Genomic DNA, 24065 nt, shown 5'->3' with positions numbered 1-24065 from the left:
TAACCTATAAATGAATTACAAAGATGCATTTGCAATTGATGAAAAGTCAAGTTTAGATCAAGGAAATAAAGATTATAAGTTTAACCTAAAAAATTACAGTAATTACGAGCCGAAATTAGTTGACGACTTCTATTTAAAGTACTTTATACGTTTGCTGCTTTTTGAAACTCGAATTTTAGAACTACATGGTTTTTTACAACATCATTACGATTATTGTAACGACCCAGAGCTCTACTATTCGGTTCTTGATCTTGAGGTTGTACCTAAAATTGAGGAGATTATTGACCATGCACAGGTGCGCCTAGAAGGACGAGGCTACTACAAAGAAGTAAAGTTAGAAAACGGTTTCACAGAAAGTGAAGGTATAATACAAAATTATGATTTAGATTACCCCCTAATGTTTCATCAGACATCTTTGAGCAGAAAACATAAAGAATTTGCGAAAAGAGTTGAAATCATCAATAAATTTATTTTAGACTACAAAGGTAAAAAAGAGAAAAGACCATTAAAGTGGATAGCAGGTCCATCCCAGTTAGCTGTGATTATTCAGGAGTTAATTTTACAAGGTTATATGGAAGGTGATATGCGAAATGGCGATGTAAATTGCCGCAAATTAGCACGAGAACTTTATGATGTTTTTGATATTAAAGATTGTGATTCAGCTAGCTCTATAGAAATATATCTCAGTCCAGGTAATAAGCGACATAAAGGAGCAAAACAAAAATTTGATGATAGAAACTTTCTTATTCCTCCAGCACGTTTAACATAGTTATTTAATACTGTTTATAAACTGGCGTATACACCTAAAGTCTAAATTAGGTGATGTTAATTGTAATATTGTACTATTAAGAATTAAACATAGTACAAATGAAGTCAACACAACTGCATGTTATTGAAACTACTCCCGAGGAGCTTACTGAAAATATCTTGATTGGTGTTGATTGTAAGTTAAAGGAGTTTTTTGATAAATATAAGCCACCTAAAAAAGATGAAGAAGAGCTACTCACAGTTGATGAAACTCTTGAAATTCTAAAATGTTCCAAACAAGCACTTTGGAATTGGCGCAAAAACGGTATACTCCCTAGTTATCGATTAGGGAATCGTGTCTACTACAAAAAGAGTGATATTTTTTCGAAACTCATTAAACAGGAATAGTATGATAAACAAAGGATTTATAATGCTACATCGTGAGTTAATCGATTGGGAATGGTATACGGATGTTAATGTTTGCAAATTGTTTGTGCATTGTTTGCTAAGGGTTAACTACAGCAAAAAAAAATGGCAGGGGATTGTTGTGAATAAAGGAGAGTTTATTACATCTTACGATAAACTTGCAGTCGAAACGGGGCTAACGGTAAGTAAGATAAGAACAGCTTTATCAAAATTAGAAAAAACAAATTACCTCAAAGTAGAAACTACAACAACTTATACTAAAATCAGCTTTCCAAAATTAAATGATTTTGTTGTTGAAGTTGGTCAGTCACAAAATGACACGCCAAATGACATACCAAATAGCAATGAAGTGGCAAACATTTCACAATCAAATGACAATCATTTAGCAACAACGAATACTAATAATAATTTAATAAAAAATAGAAAAAAGATATTTAGAGACAAGGTTTTCTCTCACTCCACTTTTGATAATATAATTTTAGAATCTTTTTTTGATTACTGGAGCGAGCTTAACACTAATAAAACAAAAATGCGTTTTGAAACAGAACGATTTTTTGAAATTGAGAAACGTTTAAAAAAATGGGCTGCAAATGAACGACCTAAAATGATTTCAACAAAAGTTAAACCTGAATTATTAACCAATAGATAATGAAATTATGAGACTTAACCAAACACAAAAAATCGGGGAAGTAGTCAGCAATTTTAAAACACAAAAAGTGAAAACTGATTGTCCGAAATTGATAATGCATCCACAACAAATCTTCACCAAACAGCAGTTATGGGAAGAATTTGTTATCGAGTTTCAAATGGAATATCGTAGAGAATTTAAAGGGTCTACTGATAACTTGACAAATATTAAGGTGCTGTTTTACTACTTTTTAAATGATTTGGAGTTCTTTAAATGTGAAAACCTTATACATGCTGAAAATGAACCATCTTTTAAGAAAGGATTGATGGTAGTGGGGAGTTATGGCATTGGCAAAAGCGCATATTTTAAGGTGTTTGAGAAAATATTTAATAAGCATAAAGTATTAAGGTTTAAAGGCTATGGTGCAAAAGATTTGGTAAAAAGTTATGAAGTATGTCCTACACCATTTGAAAGGAGTTATATGTTGGATAAAACAGTAAGGCCAAAGTTGTTTATTGACGATATTAATTCAGAACGAATTGCAAGCAACTACGGAAATTGTGATGTAATTGAGGAAATTCTCTTTAAACAAAACGAAAAAAAATACATGACTTATGTAACGTGCAACCATACCAATCACGAAAACAACATAGAGCAAACATTGTTCGATTTAGGTAATAGGTATGGTGGAAGGATGCACGACCGTTTCTTTGAAATGTTTAACATTGTTGTTTTTAAAGGAAAGAGCATGAGAAGATAAAAGGTTAAATTAAACTTTATTTTACGTTTTAATCAATTAAAATCTTGAAAACGACTATGAAAACAACAAAATTATGCAAACATTGTTGCCAAACTTTTGAAGCTAGAAGAAGTAATCACGTCTATTGCACCACAAGTTGTAAAACAAAAGCAAGCTATAAAAGAAATGACTATAAATATGTTTCAGGTCACTATCAAAAGGAAGAAACATTACCCAAAGGGGAAGGTTTAAGCCTACCTGTAAAAACCGATATTATAGATTCCATAAAAATCTTAGAAACTAAGATTGAAAGTATTCAAAAAGCACCAAAGATTAATGCAAATTCTATTTCAAATACGGCTATAGGATCTGCTACAGCAGATGCTGCAGTTTTTGCAGCAAAGAAATTATTTGCGCCAAATTCTCTACCTGCTACAAAAGGAGATATTGCAATTTTAAAGAATGAGTTAAATCAACTAAAAAGAATGATTCAGAATAGTACACCTAATAAGTCGTCATTATTTTGAAATTAGATATTTATTTAATCTATTTCTCATGAGATTTCTTACTTTTATGCAACCGCATTATTGGTAATTTAATTTATGGCATTATTCCAAACTTCAGTATTAAAAACCTATTTAGCCCAACGAGATAATTTAGCAGTAGAACGTGCTTATAAAAAATACATCAAGTATTTTCATAACCCTATAATTCAAGAAAATATTAAAAACTCTAAAGAAGAGCAATATCAAGCTAAATTCTTAGACGAGCTTTTTGTAAATATTCTAGATTACACCTTAAACCCAAAGCCCAACTTCAATATTACCACTGAGTTTAAAAACCAAAAAGGGGCAGGGAAAGCAGATGGAGCAATTTTAAGTAAAGGAATCGCTGTTGGTGTTATAGAATTAAAAGGTACAAATACTAAAGATTTAGAAAGCATTCGTAAACAAGCATTCGATTATAAAGCCAACCAAAAAGATTGTGTTTATGTTGTTACATCTAATTTTGAAAAATTACGTTTTTACATTAACGATGCTACCGAGTTTTTAGAGTTTAATCTCTTTCAGTTAGCACCAGAGGAATTTGCTTTAATGTATTTATGTCTTCAAAAAGACAATATTCTTAACAATCTACCACTCACTATTAAAGAAGCCTCCTTAGTAGAAGAAGATAAAATAACCAAGCAGTTTTATAACGATTACTCGGTATTTAAACGCGAACTTTTTAGAGACCTCGTAAAACGCAATGCCAAACGGATTAAAACGGAAGCTGTCATTGCGAGCGAAGCGCGGCAATCTCATGAAGAGAACAACGCTAATGAAAACAAAGCCCTCGAAAAAAACGTCAAACTATCCCTATTCAAAAAATCGCAAAAACTAATAGACCGTTTCCTGTTCATTTTCTTTGCTGAAGATAGAGACCTGTTACCTCCAAACTCAACCATCCAAATTTTGGATAAGTGGAAAGCCGACATCGATTTTGGAGACGAACGCCCACTGTATAACCTCTTTAAGCAATACTTTCATTTTTTAGATGAAGGTAGAAAAGGCACCACCTCAAGGGCAGAGATTTATGCCTACAATGGCGGTCTCTTTAAACCCGATGCCATTTTAGATAATTTGGAGATTGACGATGCTTTGCTCTACAAACACACCTACAAATTGGCTAAATACGATTTTAGCTCTCAGGTGGATGTTAATATTTTAGGGCATATTTTTGAAAACTCACTCAACGAAATTGAAAGCGTTAATGCCGAAATTGAAGGTGGTGCGTTCGATAAACAAAAAAGCAAACGTAAAAAAGATGGTGTTTTTTACACACCCAAATACATCACCAAATACATTGTAGAAAATACCGTTGGCAAACTCTGCCAAGAGAAAAAAGAAGCACTTGGTTTTAAAGAAGAAGCATATTTTGAAGTAAAAAAAGGCACACACCAAAACACCAAAAAACAACTGTTGGAAGTACTGGACAGCTATCGCGATTGGCTACTGCAAATAACCATTTGCGACCCAGCCTGTGGTTCGGGCGCATTTTTAAACCAAGCGTTGGACTTTTTAATAAAGGAACACCGCTATATTGACGAGCTAAAAGCAAAAGTTTTGGGTGGTGGCATGATATTAAGCGATATAGAAAACACTATTCTGGAAAACAATATTTACGGGGTAGACCTTAACGAAGAAAGCGTAGAAATAGCCAAACTCTCCTTATGGTTGCGTACCGCACAACCACGCCGAAAACTGAACGATTTAAGCAACAACATAAAATGTGGCAACTCGCTTATAGATAGTAAAGCCGTAGCAGGCGATAAAGCGTTTAATTGGCAGGAGCAATTCCCACAAATATTTAAAAACGGGGGTTTTGATGTGGTGATTGGGAATCCGCCATATGTTGCAAGGTCTCTTGACGATGGTACAAAAAAATATATTAACAAACATTTTCAAACTGCACAATATCAAATTGACCTATATGTTTCATTTATGGAAAAAGGAACTGAAATTTTAACTAATAATGGAGCAATAAGCTACATAGTTCCAAATTCTTGGTTGAAAAATCTTAAAATGTCTGATTGTAGAAAGTATGTGTTAAATAATCTTCATTTTACAGTTTTAATTCCAAATTTAGATAATGTATTTCCTGACGCTTCAGTAGACACCTTGGTGTTTGTTGCTCAAAAGAACGCTAATACTAACGGTAAGATAGATATTGTTGAGATTGCTGAAAAACAAACTTTTTTAAAACACGAAATAAAGCAAAATAGATTCTTAAATAATGATGGGTACATATTTGATGTTGAAATAAGCGAATCTATTCTACCAATTATTCAAAAAGTTAGAAGCGAAGTTATTTCAGTTGGAGAAATAATGGATGTAACAAGGGGTGTAAATCCTTATGATAAATATACTGGTCAAAGTGATGAAGTAATTAAAAATAGAGCTTACCACGCAAATTATAAGAAAGATGAATCATTTGTTCCAGAATTAAAAGGAAAGCACGTAAGTACCTATAATTATAATTGGGATGAAGAGCATTATATAAGTTATGGAGATTGGTTAGCTGCACCACGTCAAGAGAAATACTTCAAAGGCCCAAGAATTGTTTTTAGAGAAATATTAGGAAAGACACTCGTTAGTACTTTGATTAGAGAGCGATTTATTATTGACCGCAGTTTGTATATCGCTCGAATAGATGATGAGACTCAATCAAACTTCATTATTGAATATATAATAAGTATATTAAATTCAAAATTAATGTCATTTTATTTTCGTTATTCGAATAATGAGTTCGATACTTTGTTTCCAAAAATAAGAGTTGCAGAATTTAAAAAGCTCCCTATTAAAATAACCAGACCGGAAGTTCAACATAAGGCAAAAAAAGTAGTGGATGATTTATTATCAGGAAAGTCGAATCTAATTACTACTATTGAAAAATTCAAAATCTTTTTTAATCATAGCTTTTCATTAAACAAAATTCCTCGCAAACTCGAAAACTGGCACGATTTAAACTTTTCAGAATTTATAAAAGAACTCAACAAAGCCATTAAAAAAGCAGGCGGTACGCCACTTACCAAAAAAGACGAGTTTGAGTGGCTGGAGCTTTTTAAAGACAACAAGAAAAAAGCCCAAGACCTACAAACCCAAATTACCCAAACAGAAAAAGAAATTGATGCTATGGTGTATGAGCTGTATGGCTTAACAGAGGAGGAGATTGCTATTGTTGAGCAATCATAATTTTAACGGGGTATAATTGACTTGTTATAAAATTTTTGCACAACCATTGCATTAAATAATTGATATATTTGTATAAATTATATGAAAATCTTTTTTTCCATATCAATGTCTATTTTACTCTTTTTTCAAGGGATTAGCATAGATATGGACTTTTGTGGCCCAATTAAAGAAATTTCAAACGTTATTAACCATTATCAAGACCATAAAGTTTATGGTGACTCTTTCCTTGAATATGTAGTTGAAGATTACTTTGGCAGTGATACTCAAAATGAAGAGCATCATCATAACCCAGATAGGGAAAATACACCTGTTCATTCCCATAATCAATGTTGTCATCCTTTAGTATTAATTATTGCTAACAACAATTTGGCTTTAACCCATCGATTAAAATTTGAAGAGAAAAAACAGTATAATTTACATAAAGTAAACTTCACTTCCAGATATTTGGAATCACTTTTCCAGCCACCAAGGGCATAATTCAGTTTTTTTAAGGATAACTATATCCAATTTTGAGCCTATATGGTTCTTTTCATTTCGTGTAATTCTATTTCTTATATCAGAATTGTACCGAAAAGTTTAACTGAATTAATACATTTTCTATGATTAATAAAATCATTGATTTTTCAATCAATAACAAATTCATTATTGGTTTGCTAACGCTTACCATTGTTGGAGCAGGTATTTGGAGTATGACCCAAGTACCCATCGATGCTGTTCCAGATATTACTAACAATCAAGTACAGGTCATTACACAAGCGCCAAATTTAGGTACAGAGGACATTGAACAATTTGTAACCTATCCAGTAGAAGTGGCAATGAGCAACTTACCTGATGTGAAGGAAATCCGTTCTATTTCTCGTTTTGGTTTATCTGTGGTCACTATAGTTTTTGACGATGATATGGGAACGTATCTACCGCGTCAATTAGTAGCTGAAAAACTAAACGAAGTCAAAGAACAAATTCCGAGTGGTTTTGGCGAGCCAACTATGGGACCTATCTCTTCTGGTTTAGGAGAAATCTATCAATACACACTAAAAGTAACACCAGAGTATAAAGACACATATTCGGTGACTGATTTACGCACCATGCAAGATTGGATTGTGCAACGTCAAATGGCAATGGTGGAAGGTGTAGTTGAAGTAAACGCCATAGGTGGAAAAATTAAACAGTACGAAGTTGCTGTTGACCCAAACGAACTAAAAGCTATTGGTTTAACAATTACCGATGTTTTTGAAGCACTTGAAGCCAACAACCAAAACACAGGTGGTGCATACATTGAAAAGAACCATCAAGCCAATTTTATTCGTGGCGAAGGTTTGGTGCGTAGTTTAGAGGATATTAAAAAGATTACGGTTAAAAACACAAATAATATTCCAATTACCGTTGGTGACATTGCTACGGTACAATTTGGTGCTGCTATTCGTTATGGCGCTTTAACCCAAGATGGAGAAGGCGAAGTAGTTGGTGGTTTGGTTATGATGCTTAAAGGCGCTAATTCAAACGATGTTATTGAGAATGTAAAAGTGCGAATGGCTCAAATTGAAAAATCGCTGCCAGAAGGAGTCATTATCGAACCTTTGTTAGACCGAAGCAAATTAATAGCAGAAACAACTTCAACGGTTGCTACCAACCTAATTGAAGGCGCATTGATAGTCATTTTCGTTCTTATTTTCTTATTAGGTAATTGGCGAGGTGGTTTAATAGTAGCTTCAACAATTCCATTATCACTATTATTCGCATTTATACTAATGAATGTGTTTGACGTTTGGGCTAATTTGATGAGTCTGGGTGCAATAGATTTCGGAATTATTGTCGATGGTGCTGTAATTATTGTAGAAAGTACTGTATTTCTGATTGCTTCGCAAGTCTTAAAGAAAAGGAAATTGACATCCAAAGAACGTGATGGTGTTGCGGCAGATGCCTCAAAAAAAATGATGAATGCTGCCTTTTTTGGTCAGTTAATTATTCTAATTGTATTTCTACCAATATTAGCATTAGAAGGTATTGAAGGGAAAATGTTCAAACCAATGGCATTGACCTTTATTTTTGCGATGATTGGTGCAATGGTACTCTGTTTAACCTACGTTCCAATGATGTCTGCATTGGTATTAAGAGCACCAAAAAGCGATAAAAAATCGTATGGAGATAGATTTGTGCATTGGGTTGAAGATAAGTATCAACCATTATTGGTAAAGGCATTGCAAAAAGGAAAATGGATTATTGGTATTGCAGTCGTGCTATTCGGTATTACAGTCTTTATGTTCACAAAAATGGGTGGCGAATTTATTCCACAATTGGATGAAGGCGACATTGCATTTCACGCCATTTTAAAACCCGGAAGCTCGCTTACTGAAACGATTGAAACAACCACAAAAATTGAGCAAATTGTAAAAGCTAAATTTCCAGAAGTTGAAAAAATAGTCAGTCGAATTGGTGTTGCAGAAATTCCAACCGATCCCATGCCAATGGATTTAGCAGATGTATTTGTAATACTGAAACCTAAAAGCGAATGGACAACTGCCGAAACTAAAGACGAACTGATTGAAAAAATGAAAGAAGCGGTAGAAATCGTACCGGGCGTTAATTATGAATTTACCCAACCCATTGAAATGCGATTTAATGAGTTGCTTGAAGGTGTTAGAGAAGACATTGCCATTAAACTTTATGGTGAAGATATTGAGGTACTCTCTCAAAAAGCAGAAGAAATATCTAAAATTATAGCTGGTACAGAAGGAATTGGAGATATGAAAGCGGAAGCTACAACAGGGTTGCCACAAATGACCATTTCGTATAACAGAAATAAATTGGCACAATACGGACTTCAAATAAATACCTTAAACCAAATTGTACAATCAGCATTTGCAGGAGGAACAGCGGGCGTTATTTTTGAAGGTGAAAAGCGATTTGATTTAGTGGTTAGGTTAAGTTCTCATAATCGTAAAGACATAACTGATGTTCAAAATTTGTTTATCAACTTGCCTTCTGGTGCACAAATTCCACTTCGCGAAGTAGCTGATGTAAGTTACAAAGGCGGTCCAATGCAAATCAGTAGAGACAATACCAACAGAAGAACCTACGTAGGTATCAATGTAAGAGGGCGTGATGTAAAATCGTTGGTAACTGAAATAAAATCAAAATTAGATACACAATTAGAACTGCCTTCTGGTTATTTCATTCGCTATGGTGGTGCATTTGAAAATTTAGAACGTGCCAGTAACCGTTTACAAACTGTTGTTCCTATTGCCTTGTTACTCATTTTTGTACTGATTTATTTTGCATTAAAATCCTTACCACAAACGTTGATGATTTACATCGCAATCCCCATGGCAATCATTGGTGGTGTAGTAGCATTGTGGTTACGAGATATACCATTTAGTATTTCGGCAGGAGTCGGTTTTATCGTTTTATTTGGTGTTGCGGTATTAAACGGATTGGTAATGATTAGTGGTTTGAATGAATTAAAAGAAGAAGGTGTTACCAATCTAAAAGATAGAATCATTGAAGGTACAAAGCGAAGAATTAGACCAATTATGTTAACCGCTTTTACAGATGTTTTAGGCTTTTTGCCTATGGCAATTTCAGCATCAGCTGGTGCAGAAGTTCAACGACCTTTAGCAACCGTTGTAATTGGTGGTTTATTAACGTCTACCTTATTAACATTATTCGTTTTACCTATATTATACCATTGGGTAGAAAACAAATCTTTCAAGTTTAGAGTAAATAAAAAAGTAATTCCAGTTACTGCGATGGTAGCTTTTATGTTTTTGTTACCAATAACAGGAAATGCGCAACAAATAAATGATTCGTTACCTATTATTTCGATGCAAGAAGCTGTAAAATTGGCTAAAGAAAACTATCCAAGTTTAAAACAGCAACAACTTGAAATTGATAAGCAACAACAATTAAAAGGAACTGCTTTCGATTTTGGTACTACTCAAATTTTTACGGGAGGTGAAGAAATTAATAACGGAAATGGTATTTACACCACTATTGGAGTTGGTCAATCGAATATTGATGTATTTGGTATAGCACCAAAGAGAAAATTACTGGAGCAACGCATTCAATCAGCTCAAAAAGCGTTTCAGCTTTCAGAATTAGATTTAGAATTGGAAGTAAAGAAAGCGTGGGCAAATGCTTTACAGAGTAAAAGGAATTATAATTTATACAAAGAGTTAGATTCTATTTATACCAACTTTGAAAAAGCAGTAGCATTAAATTATGAAGTCGAAGCCATTTCTAAATTAGAATATTCAGCAGCCAAAAATCAAGCTTTACAGATTCAGAATAAATTAATGCAATCAAAAAGTGAATATGCTATTGCATTACAACAGTTAAACCTTTGGTTGGTTTCAGATGATTTTTTCACGGTTTCAGATGAAATTGATATAGAGAGCGAAATAAATGTAGAATCCTTTAGTATAGAAGCACACCCTTTATATACTGTTTCTCAACTTCAACTCGCAGAGGCAGAAGCAAACTTTAAAGCTGCCAAAGCTGAAAATTTACCAAAGTTAAACCTGCAAGGTGGTTTGCAAAAAGTAAACGGAAATTCAGGGTTTTATACCTATCAAGCTGGTATTTCCATACCGTTTTTATCTGTTACAACAAAAGCACAAGTTAGAACTGCAAAAATTGATAGGCAAATTGCCGAATCAAATATGCAGTTCAAGCAAAAGGAAGTGCAATCTAAATTTAATCAAGCCAAAGAAAATCACCAAAAATGGAAAACATCTTGGCTGTTCTATAAGAATGAAGTATTACCACTTATTAAAGAACAAAAAACTGGTGCTTTGTTTGCCTATAGAGAAGGAGAGATTGATTACACGGCGTTTACACAACTTATAAAAGAAGCTATTCAATCTGAATTACAAGCTCAAGAAGCATTAATAAATTATTTAGAAAGCACATTTCAACTACAATATTTTAATCAATAAGACAATGAAATACACACAATATATAATTTTAGCATTACTAACAGTTTCATTTTTAGTTGTTGCTTGCGGAAATAAAGAAAGCCACAAAGAAGGTGATGGTCATTCTCATAACGAAGAACAAAAGATTGAAGAAAAAGATGACCATAGCGAAGGCGAAGAAGTGATGCTTTCAGAACAACAGTTTGAAGCCTTAAAAATGAAAATAGACACCATTGCATTGCGTAATATGAGTGGTTATGTAGAAGCCAATGGCACATTGGAAGTACCACCACAAAGTGAAGCAGCAATAACTTCTGTAGTTGGTGCAAATGTATTATCCATAAAAGTGATTGAAGGAGACAAAGTGAATAAAGGTCAAGTTGTGGCATATCTTTCACATCCAAATATTATTCAAATGCAAACCGATTATTTGAATGCTTTTAGCAATAGTAATTTTTTAAAGAAGAACTTTGAGCGTCAGCAAAAATTATATGATGCAGGAGTTGGCTCTGGTGCAAATTTTCAAAAAGCTGAAGCCGAATATGAGGCTTCTAAAGCTATGGTAAATGGTTTGGAGGCCCAGTTGAAACTATTAAACATTAATACGTCATCAGTACGAAATGGAACAATTGCTCAAAGTATTTCCTTACGCAGTCCTATTGAAGGCTATGTGCAAAAGGTAGAAGTAAAAACAGGACAGTATGTTGAACCTCAAACCGAACTCTTTGAAATAGTAAATACACATCACGTTCACGCTGATTTAATGGTGTTTGAAAAAGATGTGTATAAAGTTAAGAAAGGTCAAAAAGTAACCTTTAATGTACAAACAATGCAAGATGAAGAATTAACAGCTGAAATTTATTCGGTAAGTAAAACTTTCGAAGACAATCCCAAAGCGGTACACGTGCACGCAGAAATTGAGAATAAAAAAGGGATTCTTATTCCTGGAATGTATATCCAAGGTAAAATCCAAACTAAAAATACGAAAACTACAGCATTGCCCGAAAGTGCGATAGTAAAAGAAGGTGATAAATTTTTTGTGTTTTCGGCAGAAAAAGAAAATGACGATTGGAGTTTTAAACCAGTTGAAGTGCTTTTAGGAGCGAAAGATGGCAATTGGATAGCAGTTCAATTTACTGAAGAACAAGATAAAATCACAAAATTCGCTTATAACAATGCGTATTATTTAATAGCCGAAATGAAAAAAGGCGAAGCAGAACACGAACATTAATTATGCAAACAATAGAACAATTATTAGAGTCAAAAGATATACGTGTTACGGCAATGCGTTTATTGATTTATAAGTTTCTTGTAGAGAAACAAGTAGCAGTAACATTAAGTGATATTGAAAATGCTTTTGATAAAGCAGATAGAACTACGCTTTACAGAACCATAAAAACTTTTGAAGAAAAGGATATTGTACATCAAATAGACGATGGTACAGGTATTACCAAATACGCTTTATGTGAACACGGTTGTAGTTGTGATATAAAAACCGATTTACACTTACATTTCCATTGTAACAATTGCAATGAAACCATTTGCTTAACAGAACATAAAATCCCACAGATTAAAGTTCCTGATGGTTTTGTTTCGGAAAATGTAAACTTGGTGGTAAAAGGTATCTGTGATAAATGTAGTGGACAATAATTGCACTTCCATTGCATTGATAATTAAAGCATTTTTGTATCAAATTAGAAACTATGTTATTATTTGCTTATCTCGTATTGTATTTTTTATTAGTCTTTGTATTAAGGTCTTTATTACTTTGGAAAAAAACAGGTATAAACCCATTAACGTTTAATAAAACTGATGATGCTCACGGTTTTAATAGCAAGGTATTTACATTAATCACGTTTTTGGAATTAATAGTTGTTGGAATCTATGCTTTTAAAAGTGATTGGTATGAATACTTGCTTCCATTTTGGTGTATAGAAAACTCTACTTCACAAAAGATTGGTTGGACACTTTTGTTTCTATCGTTAATCGTAGTATGGATTTCTCAAAGCCAAATGGCGAATTCTTGGAGAATTGGGATTGATGAAAATAACAAAACTAAATTAGTAACAAATGGAATGTTTTCAATTTCAAGAAACCCAATTTTTCTTGGTATTATGATAGCAAATATCGGATTGTTTTTAGTGATACCAAACGCTTTTACATTATTAATAATTTCATTATCAACAATAAGTATAAACACCCAAATAAGATTAGAAGAAGAGTTTTTAAAAAGAGAATTCGAGAATGATTATTTAGAGTATGCAAAAAAAGTGAGACGTTGGATATAAATATTTTGTATTTGAAGAATTAGAATAATAATGAAAAAAAAGAAAATAAATTTAAGAGACTTAAAGCCCAGTTCAGAAAAAGAACATAGTCACTATGATGGTCACAATCATAGTGGCAGTTCAAGTAATATTAAAGCCTATATTCCAGCAATCATAAGTTTTTCAATCCTTATTATTGGTATTGGGTTAGACTATTTTGATGTTACCTTTTTCAAGGATTGGATTCGCATTATATGGTATGGTATTGCTTATTTACCAGTTGGACTTCCTGTTGTAAAAGAAGGTTGGGAAAGTATTAAAAAAGGCGATGTATTTACAGAGTTCTTTTTAATGTCTATAGCCACTATTGGAGCCTTTATTATTGGCGAATATCCTGAAGGTGTTGCAGTAATGTTGTTTTATGCAGTTGGGGAATTATTCCAAAATGCAGCAGTTAACAGAGCAAAAGGAAATATAAAAGCCTTATTGGATGTAAGACCAAATGAAGCTCTGGTATATCGCAACAATGATTATGTGTCTGTAAGTCCAGAAACGGTTGAAATTGGTGAAAAAGTGCAAGTACGTGTTGGAGAAAAAATCCCTTTAGATGGTATTCTACTTTCCGACAAAGGTTCATTCAACACAGCAGCATTAACAGGCGAAAGCAAACCTGATACGATTGTAAAAGGCGAAAAAGTATTTGCAGGAAGTATTAATTTGGATGGAGTAATTGAAATTGAAACCACCAAAGAATTTAAAGATAGTTCCATAGCCAGAATTTTGGATATGGTACAGAACGCAACAGCTCGCAAATCTAAAACAGAATTGTTCATTAGAAAGTTTGCACGTATTTATACACCAATAGTTGTGTTTTTAGCAATAGGTGTTACGTTTCTACCATACTTTTTTGTGGATGATTATGTTTTTAGAGATTGGCTATACAGAGCCTTAATTTTCTTGGTGATTTCCTGTCCGTGTGCTTTGGTAATCTCAATTCCGTTAGGCTATTTTGGTGGTTTGGGAGCAGCTTCAAAAAACGGAATTTTATTTAAAGGAGCGTCCTTTTTAGATGCAATGACCAAGATAAATACATTGGTAATGGACAAAACAGGAACAGTTACCAAAGGTGTTTTTAAAATCAAAGAAGTAAAAGCAATCGGTTGGAATGAAACCGAATTTATGCAATACTTAATGGCGATGGAAGAACAATCCACGCATCCAATTGCTAAAGCAATTTTAGAGTATAAAGCAGAAGGAGAAGATTTTGAAGCTACCGAAGTATCTGAAATTGCAGGTAAAGGTTTAAGAGGGATTGTAAATGGTAAAACAGTTTTAGTAGGAAATAAAGCCTTAATGACTTCTAATAATATTGATGTTCCATCTGAAACGGAATCTATTGTAGAATCTATCGTTTTAGTTGCAATCGATAATCAATTTGCAGGTTATGTAGTCATAGCAGATGAATTAAAGGAAGATGCAAAAGAAACTATTACAGCATTACACAAAGTAGGTATCAAAAATATTATGATGCTTTCCGGTGATAAAGATTCCATCACGCAACAAGTCGCTAAAGAGTTGAATATCAAAAATGCTAAAGGTGGTTTACTTCCAGAAGATAAATTAAACGAAGTTGAAATTTTAAAGAAAAATTCTGAAAATAAAGTAGCTTTTATAGGTGATGGTATTAACGATGCACCAGTTTTAGCAGCGAGTAATGTTGGTATTGCAATGGGTGGTTTAGGTAGTGATGTCGCTATTGAAACAGCAGATGTCATCATTCAAACAGACCAACCTTCAAAAGTCGTGAGAGCGATTAAAATAAGTCGTTCCACACGAAAAATAGTTTGGCAGAATATCATTTTAGCTTTTGGTGTTAAAGTCATTGTCTTGATATTAGGAGCTGGTGGTTTAGCCACAATGTGGGAAGCAGTTTTTGCAGATGTAGGAGTAGCATTATTAGCAATTTTAAACGCAGTCAGATTACAAAGAATGACTTGGAGTTAAAGTTTAAATACTATGCTATGAATAGAAAAGAGCATTGGGAAAACGTTTTTAAAACAAAATCTTTAGATGAAGTGAGTTGGTATGAGGTGGTACCAGAAACTTCTTTATCCTTTTTTAAGGAATCGAATATTTCAAAAGGAGCAAAAATTATCGATATTGGTGGTGGCGATAGTTTTTTAGTAGATAACTTGTTAAAGTTGGGGTACAAAGATATTACAGTTTTAGATATTTCTAAAGCGGCGTTAGATAGAGCAAAACTTCGTTTGAAAGACAAATCGAAGCATGTTAAATGGATAGTGGCAGATGTAGCGAATTTTTCACCAACTGAAAATTATGATTTTTGGCACGACAGAGCAGCATTTCACTTTTTAACAGATAAACAAAGTATAGACAACTATGTTAAAACGGTTCAAAACTATCTAAACAAGAATGGTAATTTAGTTATAGGTGCTTTTTCTGAAAATGGCCCCAAAAAGTGTAGTGGTTTAGCGATAAAGCAATATTCAGAAGCGACAATGACTAATCAATTTAAAATGTTTTTTGATAAAATTAGGTGCATTAAAATAGACCATATAACTCCTTTTGATACAAATCAAAATTTTATATTTTGCTGGTTCAAAAGAAAATAATGTCTTTTAATATGACGTATGGTTTAACTTTTTTTACCATTGTTGTTTAAATTTCAAGGTTTTAAATTTCTGTTAAACAAAATCGACATTTGTTAAAATTTCGTAACTTCGCAAATAGTATGAAACAAGTATTCCATAAAATAATGTCTTTAGCAATGGCTTTTGTAGTGTTATTCTCTACAATGTCATTTACTATGAATATGCATTATTGCGGAGATACTTTAGTAGAAACAGCTATTTTCCATAAAGCCAAAGGTTGCGGTATGGAAATGGAAAAACCTTCTACTGAAGGTTGTTCTATTACCAAGAAAAATTGTTGCGATGATAAACAATTAGCAATTGAAGGTCAAGACGAACTTCAATTACAAGTTGACAAAATTTCATTTGAACAACAGGTATTCATTGCTTCATTTGTTCACACATATATTAACCTTTTTGAAGGTTTAGAAAATAATGTATCTTCTTACGAAGAGTACAAACCACCACTCGTCATACGGCAACTCTACAAAATAGACGAGACTTATTTAATTTGATTTTTAAACAATAGACTTTTTTATCCTATGACTGCAATGTCGTAAGGATAAGTTGTTGTATTCGGTGTTCTCCAAACACTAATGTCTAACTGTTTAATAATAAAACTATATGCTTAATAAAGCAATCAAATTTCTTATAGAGAATAAACTCGTTGCAGTACTACTACTCGTTCTTTTCGTAGGATGGGGAACAGTAAATGCGCCTTTCAATTGGGATACAGGATTTTTACCAAGCAATCCTGTAGCTGTAGATGCAATTCCAGATATTGGAGAAAACCAACAAATTGTATTTACAAAGTGGGATGGTCGTTCACCACAAGATATTGAAGACCAAATTACCTATCCATTAACCACATCCTTGTTAGGTATTCCTGGAGTAAAAACTATTCGTAGTTCGTCTATGTTCGGCTTTTCAAGTATCTATATCATTTTTGAAGAAGACATAGAATTTTACTGGAGTCGAAGTCGTATTCTCGAAAAACTAAACTCATTACCAAGTGGTTTACTCCCTGAAGGTGTTAATCCTGCATTGGGTCCAGATGCTACAGGATTAGGACAAATATTTTGGTATACACTTGAAGGTCGAGATGAAAGCGGAAATGTAACAGGTGGTTGGGATTTACAAGAATTGCGAAGTATTCAAGATTACTATGTTAAATATGCACTATCCTCTGCAAGTGGAGTATCAGAAGTCGCTTCTATTGGTGGTTATGTTCAGGAATATCAAGTAGATGTTGATCCAGAGTTGATGCGCCAATATAATATTGGATTACAACACGTTGTAATGGCAGTTAAAGAAAGTAATAAAGATATTGGTGCTCAAACTATTGAAATCAATAATGCAGAATATTTAGTGCGTGGTTTAGGTTATGTGAAATCTATTTCAGACATAGAAAATGCAGTCGTTACTTCCGAAGATTATACAGCAATACGAATTAAAGATATTGGAAAAGTATCATTAGGTCCTGCAACCAGACGTGGCTTATTAGATAAAGAAGGTGCAGAAGTTGTTGGTGCTGTTGTAGTAGCGCGTTATGGTGCAAACCCAATGGAAGTTATCAATAATGTAAAAGAGAAAATTAACGAATTAAGTGCAGGATTACCTTCAAAAGTATTAGCAGATGGTAGAACATCACAACTAACCATTGTACCATTTTACGATAGAACAGTATTAATTCAAGAAACATTAGGTACACTTAACGAAGCATTGACTTTAGAAATTCTAATAACCATTTTGGTTATTGTCATTATGGTGTTTAATCTTCGAGCTTCGGTATTAATTTCTGGCTTATTGCCTGTAGCAGTATTGATGGTTTTTATAGCCATGAAACTCTTTGGAGTAGATGCAAACATCGTCGCTTTATCTGGTATCGCTATTGCCATTGGTACAATGGTTGATGTTGGTGTCATACTTTCAGAAAACATTATAAGGCATCTAGATGAAGATGATGGAACACAATCTATTAATGCGGTAGTTTATAACGCCACAGCTGAAGTATCTGGTGCCATCGTTACCGCGGTAATGACCACAATAATCAGTTTCATTCCTGTATTTACAATGATTGGAGCAGAGGGAAAACTATTCAGGCCATTAGCTTTTACAAAAACCTTTGCTTTAACAGCATCTATTATTGTCGCTTTATTTTTAATTCCACCGTTTGCCGCCTTTTTATTCAGAAAGAAAAGCATTAAAAACACTTTTAAAACTATTTTAAATGGGGTTTTAATAGTATTGGGTATTGCAGCGATAATCTACGGTTATTGGTTAGGGTTAGTGTTGATAGCATTTGGAATTACGGCACTTCTCAATCTTCAAAATAAAATAACAGACAAACAAGCTAATCTTGTCAATATCATTATTTCAGCATCAGCAATCATATTTCTGTTAGCTGAATATTGGAGACCATTAGGCGTTGATAAAAGCATCTTCTGGAATCTCATTTTTGTTAGTGTTATATGTTTTGGTTTATTAGGTGTTTTTTCGCTATTCATCAAATACTATACTCGTATTTTAAGTTGGTGTTTAGATAATAAATTATTGTTTCTATCTGTACCAACAGCTATTGTAATTGCAGGATTTTTTATTATGAAGAACACAGGTAAAGAGTTTATGCCATCCTTAAACGAAGGCTCATTTCTACTTATGCCAACATCAATGCCACATTCTGGCGTAGAAGAAAACAAACTAGTTTTACAGCAATTGGATATGGCAGTAGCCAGTATTCCAGAAATTGAAACAATTGTAGGTAAAGCAGGTAGAACAGAATCAGCGTTAGACCCAGCACCTCTATCAATGTATGAGAACATCATTCAGTATAAATCAGAATATATGCTGAATGCAGATGGAGAAAGGCAACGCTACAAAGTAAATGATGATGGTTTGTTTGAATTAAAAGATGGTCGTACTATTTCTAATCCAAATAATTCCGAAAATGTTGCTTTTAGCACAGTTAAAAGGTCTCAACTAATTGAAGATTACGATGGTGAATACTATCGCAATTGGCGACCAGAAATTGAATCACCAGACGATATTTGGAATGAAATTGTAAGAGTCACCAAATTACCGGGAGTTACGTCAGCACCAAAACTACAACCTATTGAAACCCGATTGGTAATGCTTCAAACAGGAATGCGAGCACCTATGGGAATAAAGGTAAAAGGACAAGACTTAAAGCAAATTGAAGCGTTTGGCGTCCAATTAGAGAACATCATCAAGGAAGCTGAAGGTGTTAAAAAAGAAGCTGTTTTTGCAGACCGTATTGTTGGTAAACCGTATTTGTTGATTGATATTGATAGAGAGAAAATCGCACGATATGGCATTTCAATACAAGATGTTCAAGATGTATTGAAAGTCGCAGTTGGTGGTATGGTTTTAACACAAACGGTTGAAGGTCGAGAGCGATATGGTGTTCGTGTGCGATACCCAAGAGAATTACGAGCAAACCCAACAGACTTACAACAGATTTATGTGCCAGTTGAAAAAGGCAGTCCTGTTCCATTAAGTGAATTGGCAACCATTCGCTACGAACAAGGACCACAAGTCATAAAAAGTGAAGACACCTTTTTAGTAGGTTATGTCTTGTTTGATAAATTAGATGGTTTTGCAGAAGTAAGCGTTGTTGAAAATGCACAAGCATTGATTCAAGAAAAGATAGATTCTGGTGAGTTAATTGTGCCAAAAGGTATCAATTATGCATTCACAGGAACTTACGAAAATCAATTACGAGCAGAAAAAACGCTATCCGTTGTTGTGCCATTAGCCTTGGCAATCATCTTTTTAATACTGTATTTCCAATTCCGTTCTGTTGGCACATCATTAATGGTGTTTACAGGTATCGCAGTAGCGTTTGCAGGTGGCTTTATAATGATATGGCTCTATGGTCAAGATTGGTTTTTAAACTTCAACTTCTTTGGCGAAAACCTACGTGATTTATTCCAGATGCATCCCATTAATTTAAGTGTAGCAGTTTGGGTTGGGTTTATTGCACTTTTCGGTATTGCAACAGATGATGGTGTAGTAATGGCTACCTATTTAACGCAAACTTTTAATAGAAATACACCAGAGAATAAAAAGGAAGTAAGAGCGTCCATAGTAGAAGCAGGAGAAAAACGTATCAGACCTTGCTTAATGACAACAGCTACTACCATATTAGCATTATTGCCAGTATTAACCTCTACAGGACGAGGAAGCGATATTATGATTCCAATGGCAATACCAAGTTTTGGCGGAATGCTCATAGCCTTAATAACCTTATTTGTAGTTCCAGTATTATATAGCTGGAAATCCGAAGTTCAACTTAAAAGAGCAACAAAATGAAATATATAAAATTCAATATAAAAACAGTCTTTGTGCTTTGTTCTTTATGCTTTGTTCTTTCTGCACAAAGTCAAGAGTTAGAAACGCTTATTGATGTAGCATTAAATAACAATCCAGAAATTCAAAAATTTGAGTTGCAATACAAAAGAGTTTCCGAAAAGGTAAACGAAGTCAATACGATTCCTAATACTGAATTTGGTGTAGGTTATTTTGTAAGCGAACCAGAAACGAGAACAGGAGCGCAACGATTTAAAGTATCTGCCAAACAAATGTTACCGTGGTTTGGCACAATTACATCAAGAAAAAATTATGTCAGTTCATTAGCTGATGCTAAATATGAAGACATTGTTATTGCAAAGCGAAAATTGATGGCTTCTGTATCACAATCCTATTATAATCTTTACGCTAATAAAGCAAAACAAGAGGTTTTATGCGAGAATATTAAACTACTGGAAACCTATGAGACATTGGCTCTAACATCGGTTGAGGTTGGTAAAGCATCTGCTGTAGATGTGTTGCGATTACAAATGCGTCAAAATGAAATGCAACAATTAAAAGATGTTTTAAGTCAACAGTTTTTAGCAGAACAAACGAATCTTAATAATCTTTTGAATAGAGAAAATGATGTTGCTGTTACTGTGGTAGATAGTTTAATGATGCCTTCAGAAGACTTTGAAATCATTACTGAAAATTTAGCATTACATCCTGAATTGTTGAAGTATGATAAACTATATCAATCCATAGAACAATCAGAATTATTAAACCAAAAAGAAAGCAGTCCTTTGATTGGTTTTGGCTTGGACTATATCAACGTTTCTGAAAGACCAGATATGAATTTCTCGGATAACGGTAAAGATATTGTGATGCCAATGGTTTCGGTATCCATCCCAATTTTTAATAAAAAATATAAATCTCAAACCAAGCAAAATGAGTTAGAACAGCAAGAAATAACAGCTCAAAAACAGGAACGCTTAAACACTTTGGAAACACTTTTAAGCAAGACGATTAATGAGCGTATTTCGGCAAGAATAAGTTATGAGACTCAAACCAAGAATTTAAAACAAGCTAAAGATGCAGAAGACATCTTAATCAAAAGTTACGAAACAGGAACTATAGATTTTAATGATGTTTTGGATATTCAGGAATTGCAACTAAAGTTTCAAATGAACCAAATAGAGTCTATTAAGGGCTACTATGTGCAAAGCACAATTATTAATTATTTAATTCAGTAAACAATGAAAATATTAAACACAATACTTCTTTTATTCCTAACGTCAATCGCATTTGCCCAAGTAGGGACTAATGGAGATGATAGAAACGAAGAAGGAAGGAAAATAAAAGAATATAACCTCACTATAGAAGAAAATGAAATGACACTTGCTGGTGTAACTGCAAAAGGTATGACAATCAATGGTAGTATTCCTGGGCCAGTTTTAGAATTTAATGTAGGAGACCTCGCCATTATTAATGTTACCAATAAAATGGATGAAGAAACCTCTGTGCATTGGCACGGATTAATTCTTCCTAATTTTTATGATGGTGTGCCCTATTTAACAACGCCACCAATAAAACCTGGTACAACATTTCAATACAGAATCCCTATCAATCAATCTGGTACATATTGGTATCATTCCCATACCATGTTACAAGAACAGATAGGAGTATATGGCTCAATTGTTATTCAGCCTAAAGAAAAAACATTGGAATATGATACAGATTTAGTCGTAGTGCTTTCGGATTGGACAAATGAAAAACCAATGAATGTGCTTCGTAACCTTAAACGAGGTAACGAATGGTATCAAGTTAAAAAAGGAACAGCAGTACCGTTAAGTAGAGTTGTAAAAGAAGGTGCATTAGGCGCGCAATTTAAATTTTGGCGTGATAGAATGGAAGGTGCAGATATTGCAGATGTTTACTATCCTGCTTTTCTTTCAAATGGTAAAAAAATGGCGCAATATCCAGAGTTTAAACCTGGAGAAAAAGTAAGACTTCGTTTCATCAACGCTTCTGCATCGACTTATTATTGGATGGATTTTGGAGCAGGTAATCCAACAATTGTTTCTAGTGATGGTGTTGATGTAACACCAGTCAATAAAAGCAGATTTCTCTTTGGTATCGCAGAAACCTATGATGTTATAGTGACTATTCCTAACGGTACATTGGAAGTTATAGCAACAGCACAAGATGGCTCTGGCAGTACATCCATTCGTTTAGGAAGTGGCAAACTTTTTCCTGCAACTGTAATAGATAGACCAGACAAAGTTGCGATGATGAAGCAAATGGCTAAAATGGATATGAAAATGGGAGCACCTGCAATGGTAGGAAATCAAAAGAAAAATACACCGGAAGCTTTAATGAAAAGGTATGGAATGCAAATGGATATGAAAGATGGCAAGATGAATATGGATATGAATAATAAGATGTCGATGCAAGATGGTAAGATGGATAATCAAATGAGTATGAAAAAGGACGACCAAAAACCTATGAATGATAATCATATGCAAATGGAAATGGACAAAAAGATGGATATGAAAAAGGATTCTATGCCAATGAACCATAATATGTCTATGATGCCAAAAGACAGTTCGTCGTTTGATTATAATACACGTAAAACTTATTTCAACTATGATTTTTTAAAGGCAAAAGAAAATACGACTTATAAGAAAGATTTACCTGTAAATGACCTTTTGCTCAACCTAACAGGTAATATGCAACGCTATGTGTGGAGTATTAATGGTGTGCCATTATCCGAAACAGATAAGATTAAAATTAAAGGTGGAGAAGTAACCAGAATAACCTTAAATAACTTAACAATGATGCACCATCCAATGCATCTTCACGGTCATTATTTTAGAGTTATTAACGAAAATGGAGAACGTTCGCCTTTAAAACATACGGTCAATGTGCCACCAATGCAAAAAGTGATTATTGAATTTTATAACGAAGAATATGGCGATTGGTTTTTTCATTGCCACATATTATATCATATGATGGGTGGTATGGCAAGAGTGTTTAGTTATGATACACCAAGGGATGAAAGAATGGAAGCCTATCCAGTTCAAAAACTCATCAATGAAACAGACCATTATTATTCTTGGGGAAGAGCTCGTGCAGGTTCAAATTTCACAGAATTAAACCTTATGTCCAGTAATATTAGAAATGAATTTGGCTTGCGTGCCGAATTTGACTATGACCGAAATGCTGAAGTAGAAGTAAATTATAACCGATACTTAAATGATTGGATGCGTGTGTATGCAGGTGTAAATACCGAAACGTCAATACCAAATTCTTATGATACGTTTAATACTGTTGGTTTAGTTGGTATTAAATACTTTACACCATACAGGTTTAATGTTGATGTGAGTATGGACCATCAATTGCGTCCAAGAATCCGTTTAGATAGAGAGCTTTTACTTTTTCCAAGGCTTTTTATAGAGGGCGAATATGAATACAGAGCAGACTTTGGTTGGGTCAATGATATAGGGAATACATCCTATCAAGGTGAAACCCAATGGTTAGTTGGAGCCTCTTATATTTTATCACGAAATTTTTCAATACAAGGCAACTATAACAACCGATACGGTTGGGGTGGCGGACTTTTGGTAAGATTTTAATTAAAAAAAATAGA

Annotated in this window: 17 protein-coding genes; all 17 read left to right on the top strand. The window is 33.7% G+C overall.

Annotated features, from left to right (window positions below):
* The first annotated feature begins 10 nt into the window (after nt 1–10).
* The 17 genes from O5O44_RS13810 (at nt 11) to O5O44_RS13730 (ending at nt 24051) form a co-directional block, all read left to right on the top strand.
* Nucleotides 11–769: a hypothetical protein gene (locus tag O5O44_RS13810; RefSeq protein ID WP_289194826.1), complete on the top strand. Its 759-nt coding sequence runs from the start codon at nt 11–13 to the stop codon at nt 767–769.
* A 98-nt stretch (nt 770–867) separates the two neighbouring features.
* Entirely contained in the window at nt 868–1155 is a 288-nt protein-coding gene (locus O5O44_RS13805) for a helix-turn-helix domain-containing protein (RefSeq protein WP_289194825.1), read from the top strand.
* A gap of 1 nt (nt 1156) precedes the next feature.
* Nucleotides 1157–1822, top strand: a complete 666-nt coding sequence (locus O5O44_RS13800; protein ID WP_289194824.1) for a hypothetical protein — start codon at nt 1157–1159, stop codon at nt 1820–1822.
* 7 nt (nt 1823–1829) lie between these two features.
* Nucleotides 1830–2561, top strand: coding sequence for a hypothetical protein (locus O5O44_RS13795; RefSeq protein WP_289194823.1), 732 nt, complete (start codon nt 1830–1832; stop codon nt 2559–2561).
* 56 nt (nt 2562–2617) lie between these two features.
* Nucleotides 2618–3067 carry a hypothetical protein gene (locus O5O44_RS13790; protein WP_289194822.1) on the top strand — a complete coding sequence of 150 codons (450 nt, stop codon included), beginning with the start codon at nt 2618–2620 and terminating at the stop codon, nt 3065–3067.
* Between the two features lie 75 nt (nt 3068–3142).
* A complete protein-coding gene (locus O5O44_RS13785; protein WP_289194821.1) occupies nt 3143–6274 on the top strand; it encodes an Eco57I restriction-modification methylase domain-containing protein in 3132 nt (1043 codons plus the stop codon).
* Nucleotides 6275–6355: 81 nt separating this feature from the next.
* Nucleotides 6356–6751, top strand: coding sequence for a hypothetical protein (locus tag O5O44_RS13780; RefSeq protein ID WP_289194820.1), 396 nt, complete (start codon nt 6356–6358; stop codon nt 6749–6751).
* A gap of 122 nt (nt 6752–6873) precedes the next feature.
* Nucleotides 6874–11208 (top strand): CusA/CzcA family heavy metal efflux RND transporter, encoded by a 4335-nt coding sequence (locus tag O5O44_RS13775; protein WP_289194819.1) that lies wholly within the window; start codon nt 6874–6876, stop codon nt 11206–11208.
* Nucleotides 11209–11212: 4 nt separating this feature from the next.
* Complete coding sequence (locus O5O44_RS13770) at nt 11213–12418, top strand: efflux RND transporter periplasmic adaptor subunit (protein WP_289194818.1); 1206 nt, start codon at nt 11213–11215, stop codon at nt 12416–12418.
* A gap of 2 nt (nt 12419–12420) precedes the next feature.
* Nucleotides 12421–12837, top strand: coding sequence for a Fur family transcriptional regulator (locus O5O44_RS13765; RefSeq protein ID WP_289194817.1), 417 nt, complete (start codon nt 12421–12423; stop codon nt 12835–12837).
* Nucleotides 12838–12890: 53 nt separating this feature from the next.
* Nucleotides 12891–13475, top strand: coding sequence for a methyltransferase family protein (locus O5O44_RS13760; protein WP_289194816.1), 585 nt, complete (start codon nt 12891–12893; stop codon nt 13473–13475).
* A gap of 30 nt (nt 13476–13505) precedes the next feature.
* Complete coding sequence (locus O5O44_RS13755; protein WP_289194815.1) at nt 13506–15458, top strand: heavy metal translocating P-type ATPase; 1953 nt, start codon at nt 13506–13508, stop codon at nt 15456–15458.
* Nucleotides 15459–15475: 17 nt separating this feature from the next.
* Nucleotides 15476–16087: a class I SAM-dependent methyltransferase gene (locus tag O5O44_RS13750; protein ID WP_289194814.1), complete on the top strand. Its 612-nt coding sequence runs from the start codon at nt 15476–15478 to the stop codon at nt 16085–16087.
* A gap of 119 nt (nt 16088–16206) precedes the next feature.
* A complete protein-coding gene (locus O5O44_RS13745) occupies nt 16207–16620 on the top strand; it encodes an HYC_CC_PP family protein (RefSeq protein ID WP_289194813.1) in 414 nt (137 codons plus the stop codon).
* A 109-nt stretch (nt 16621–16729) separates the two neighbouring features.
* Nucleotides 16730–20437 carry an efflux RND transporter permease subunit gene (locus tag O5O44_RS13740; protein WP_289194812.1) on the top strand — a complete coding sequence of 1236 codons (3708 nt, stop codon included), beginning with the start codon at nt 16730–16732 and terminating at the stop codon, nt 20435–20437.
* Nucleotides 20434–21669 carry a TolC family protein gene (locus O5O44_RS13735; RefSeq protein WP_289194811.1) on the top strand — a complete coding sequence of 412 codons (1236 nt, stop codon included), beginning with the start codon at nt 20434–20436 and terminating at the stop codon, nt 21667–21669. Before O5O44_RS13740 ends, O5O44_RS13735 begins: the two co-directional genes overlap by 4 nt.
* Nucleotides 21670–21672: 3 nt before the next feature.
* Nucleotides 21673–24051: a multicopper oxidase domain-containing protein gene (locus O5O44_RS13730; protein WP_289194810.1), complete on the top strand. Its 2379-nt coding sequence runs from the start codon at nt 21673–21675 to the stop codon at nt 24049–24051.
* Nucleotides 24052–24065 lie beyond the last annotated feature (14 nt).

The organism is Algibacter luteus (assembly GCF_030344935.1).
Taxonomy (GTDB): domain Bacteria; phylum Bacteroidota; class Bacteroidia; order Flavobacteriales; family Flavobacteriaceae; genus Arenitalea; species Arenitalea lutea.
The sequence above is the reverse complement of the archived record's forward strand: the minus strand, read 5'-3'. Positions and strand labels throughout refer to the sequence as shown.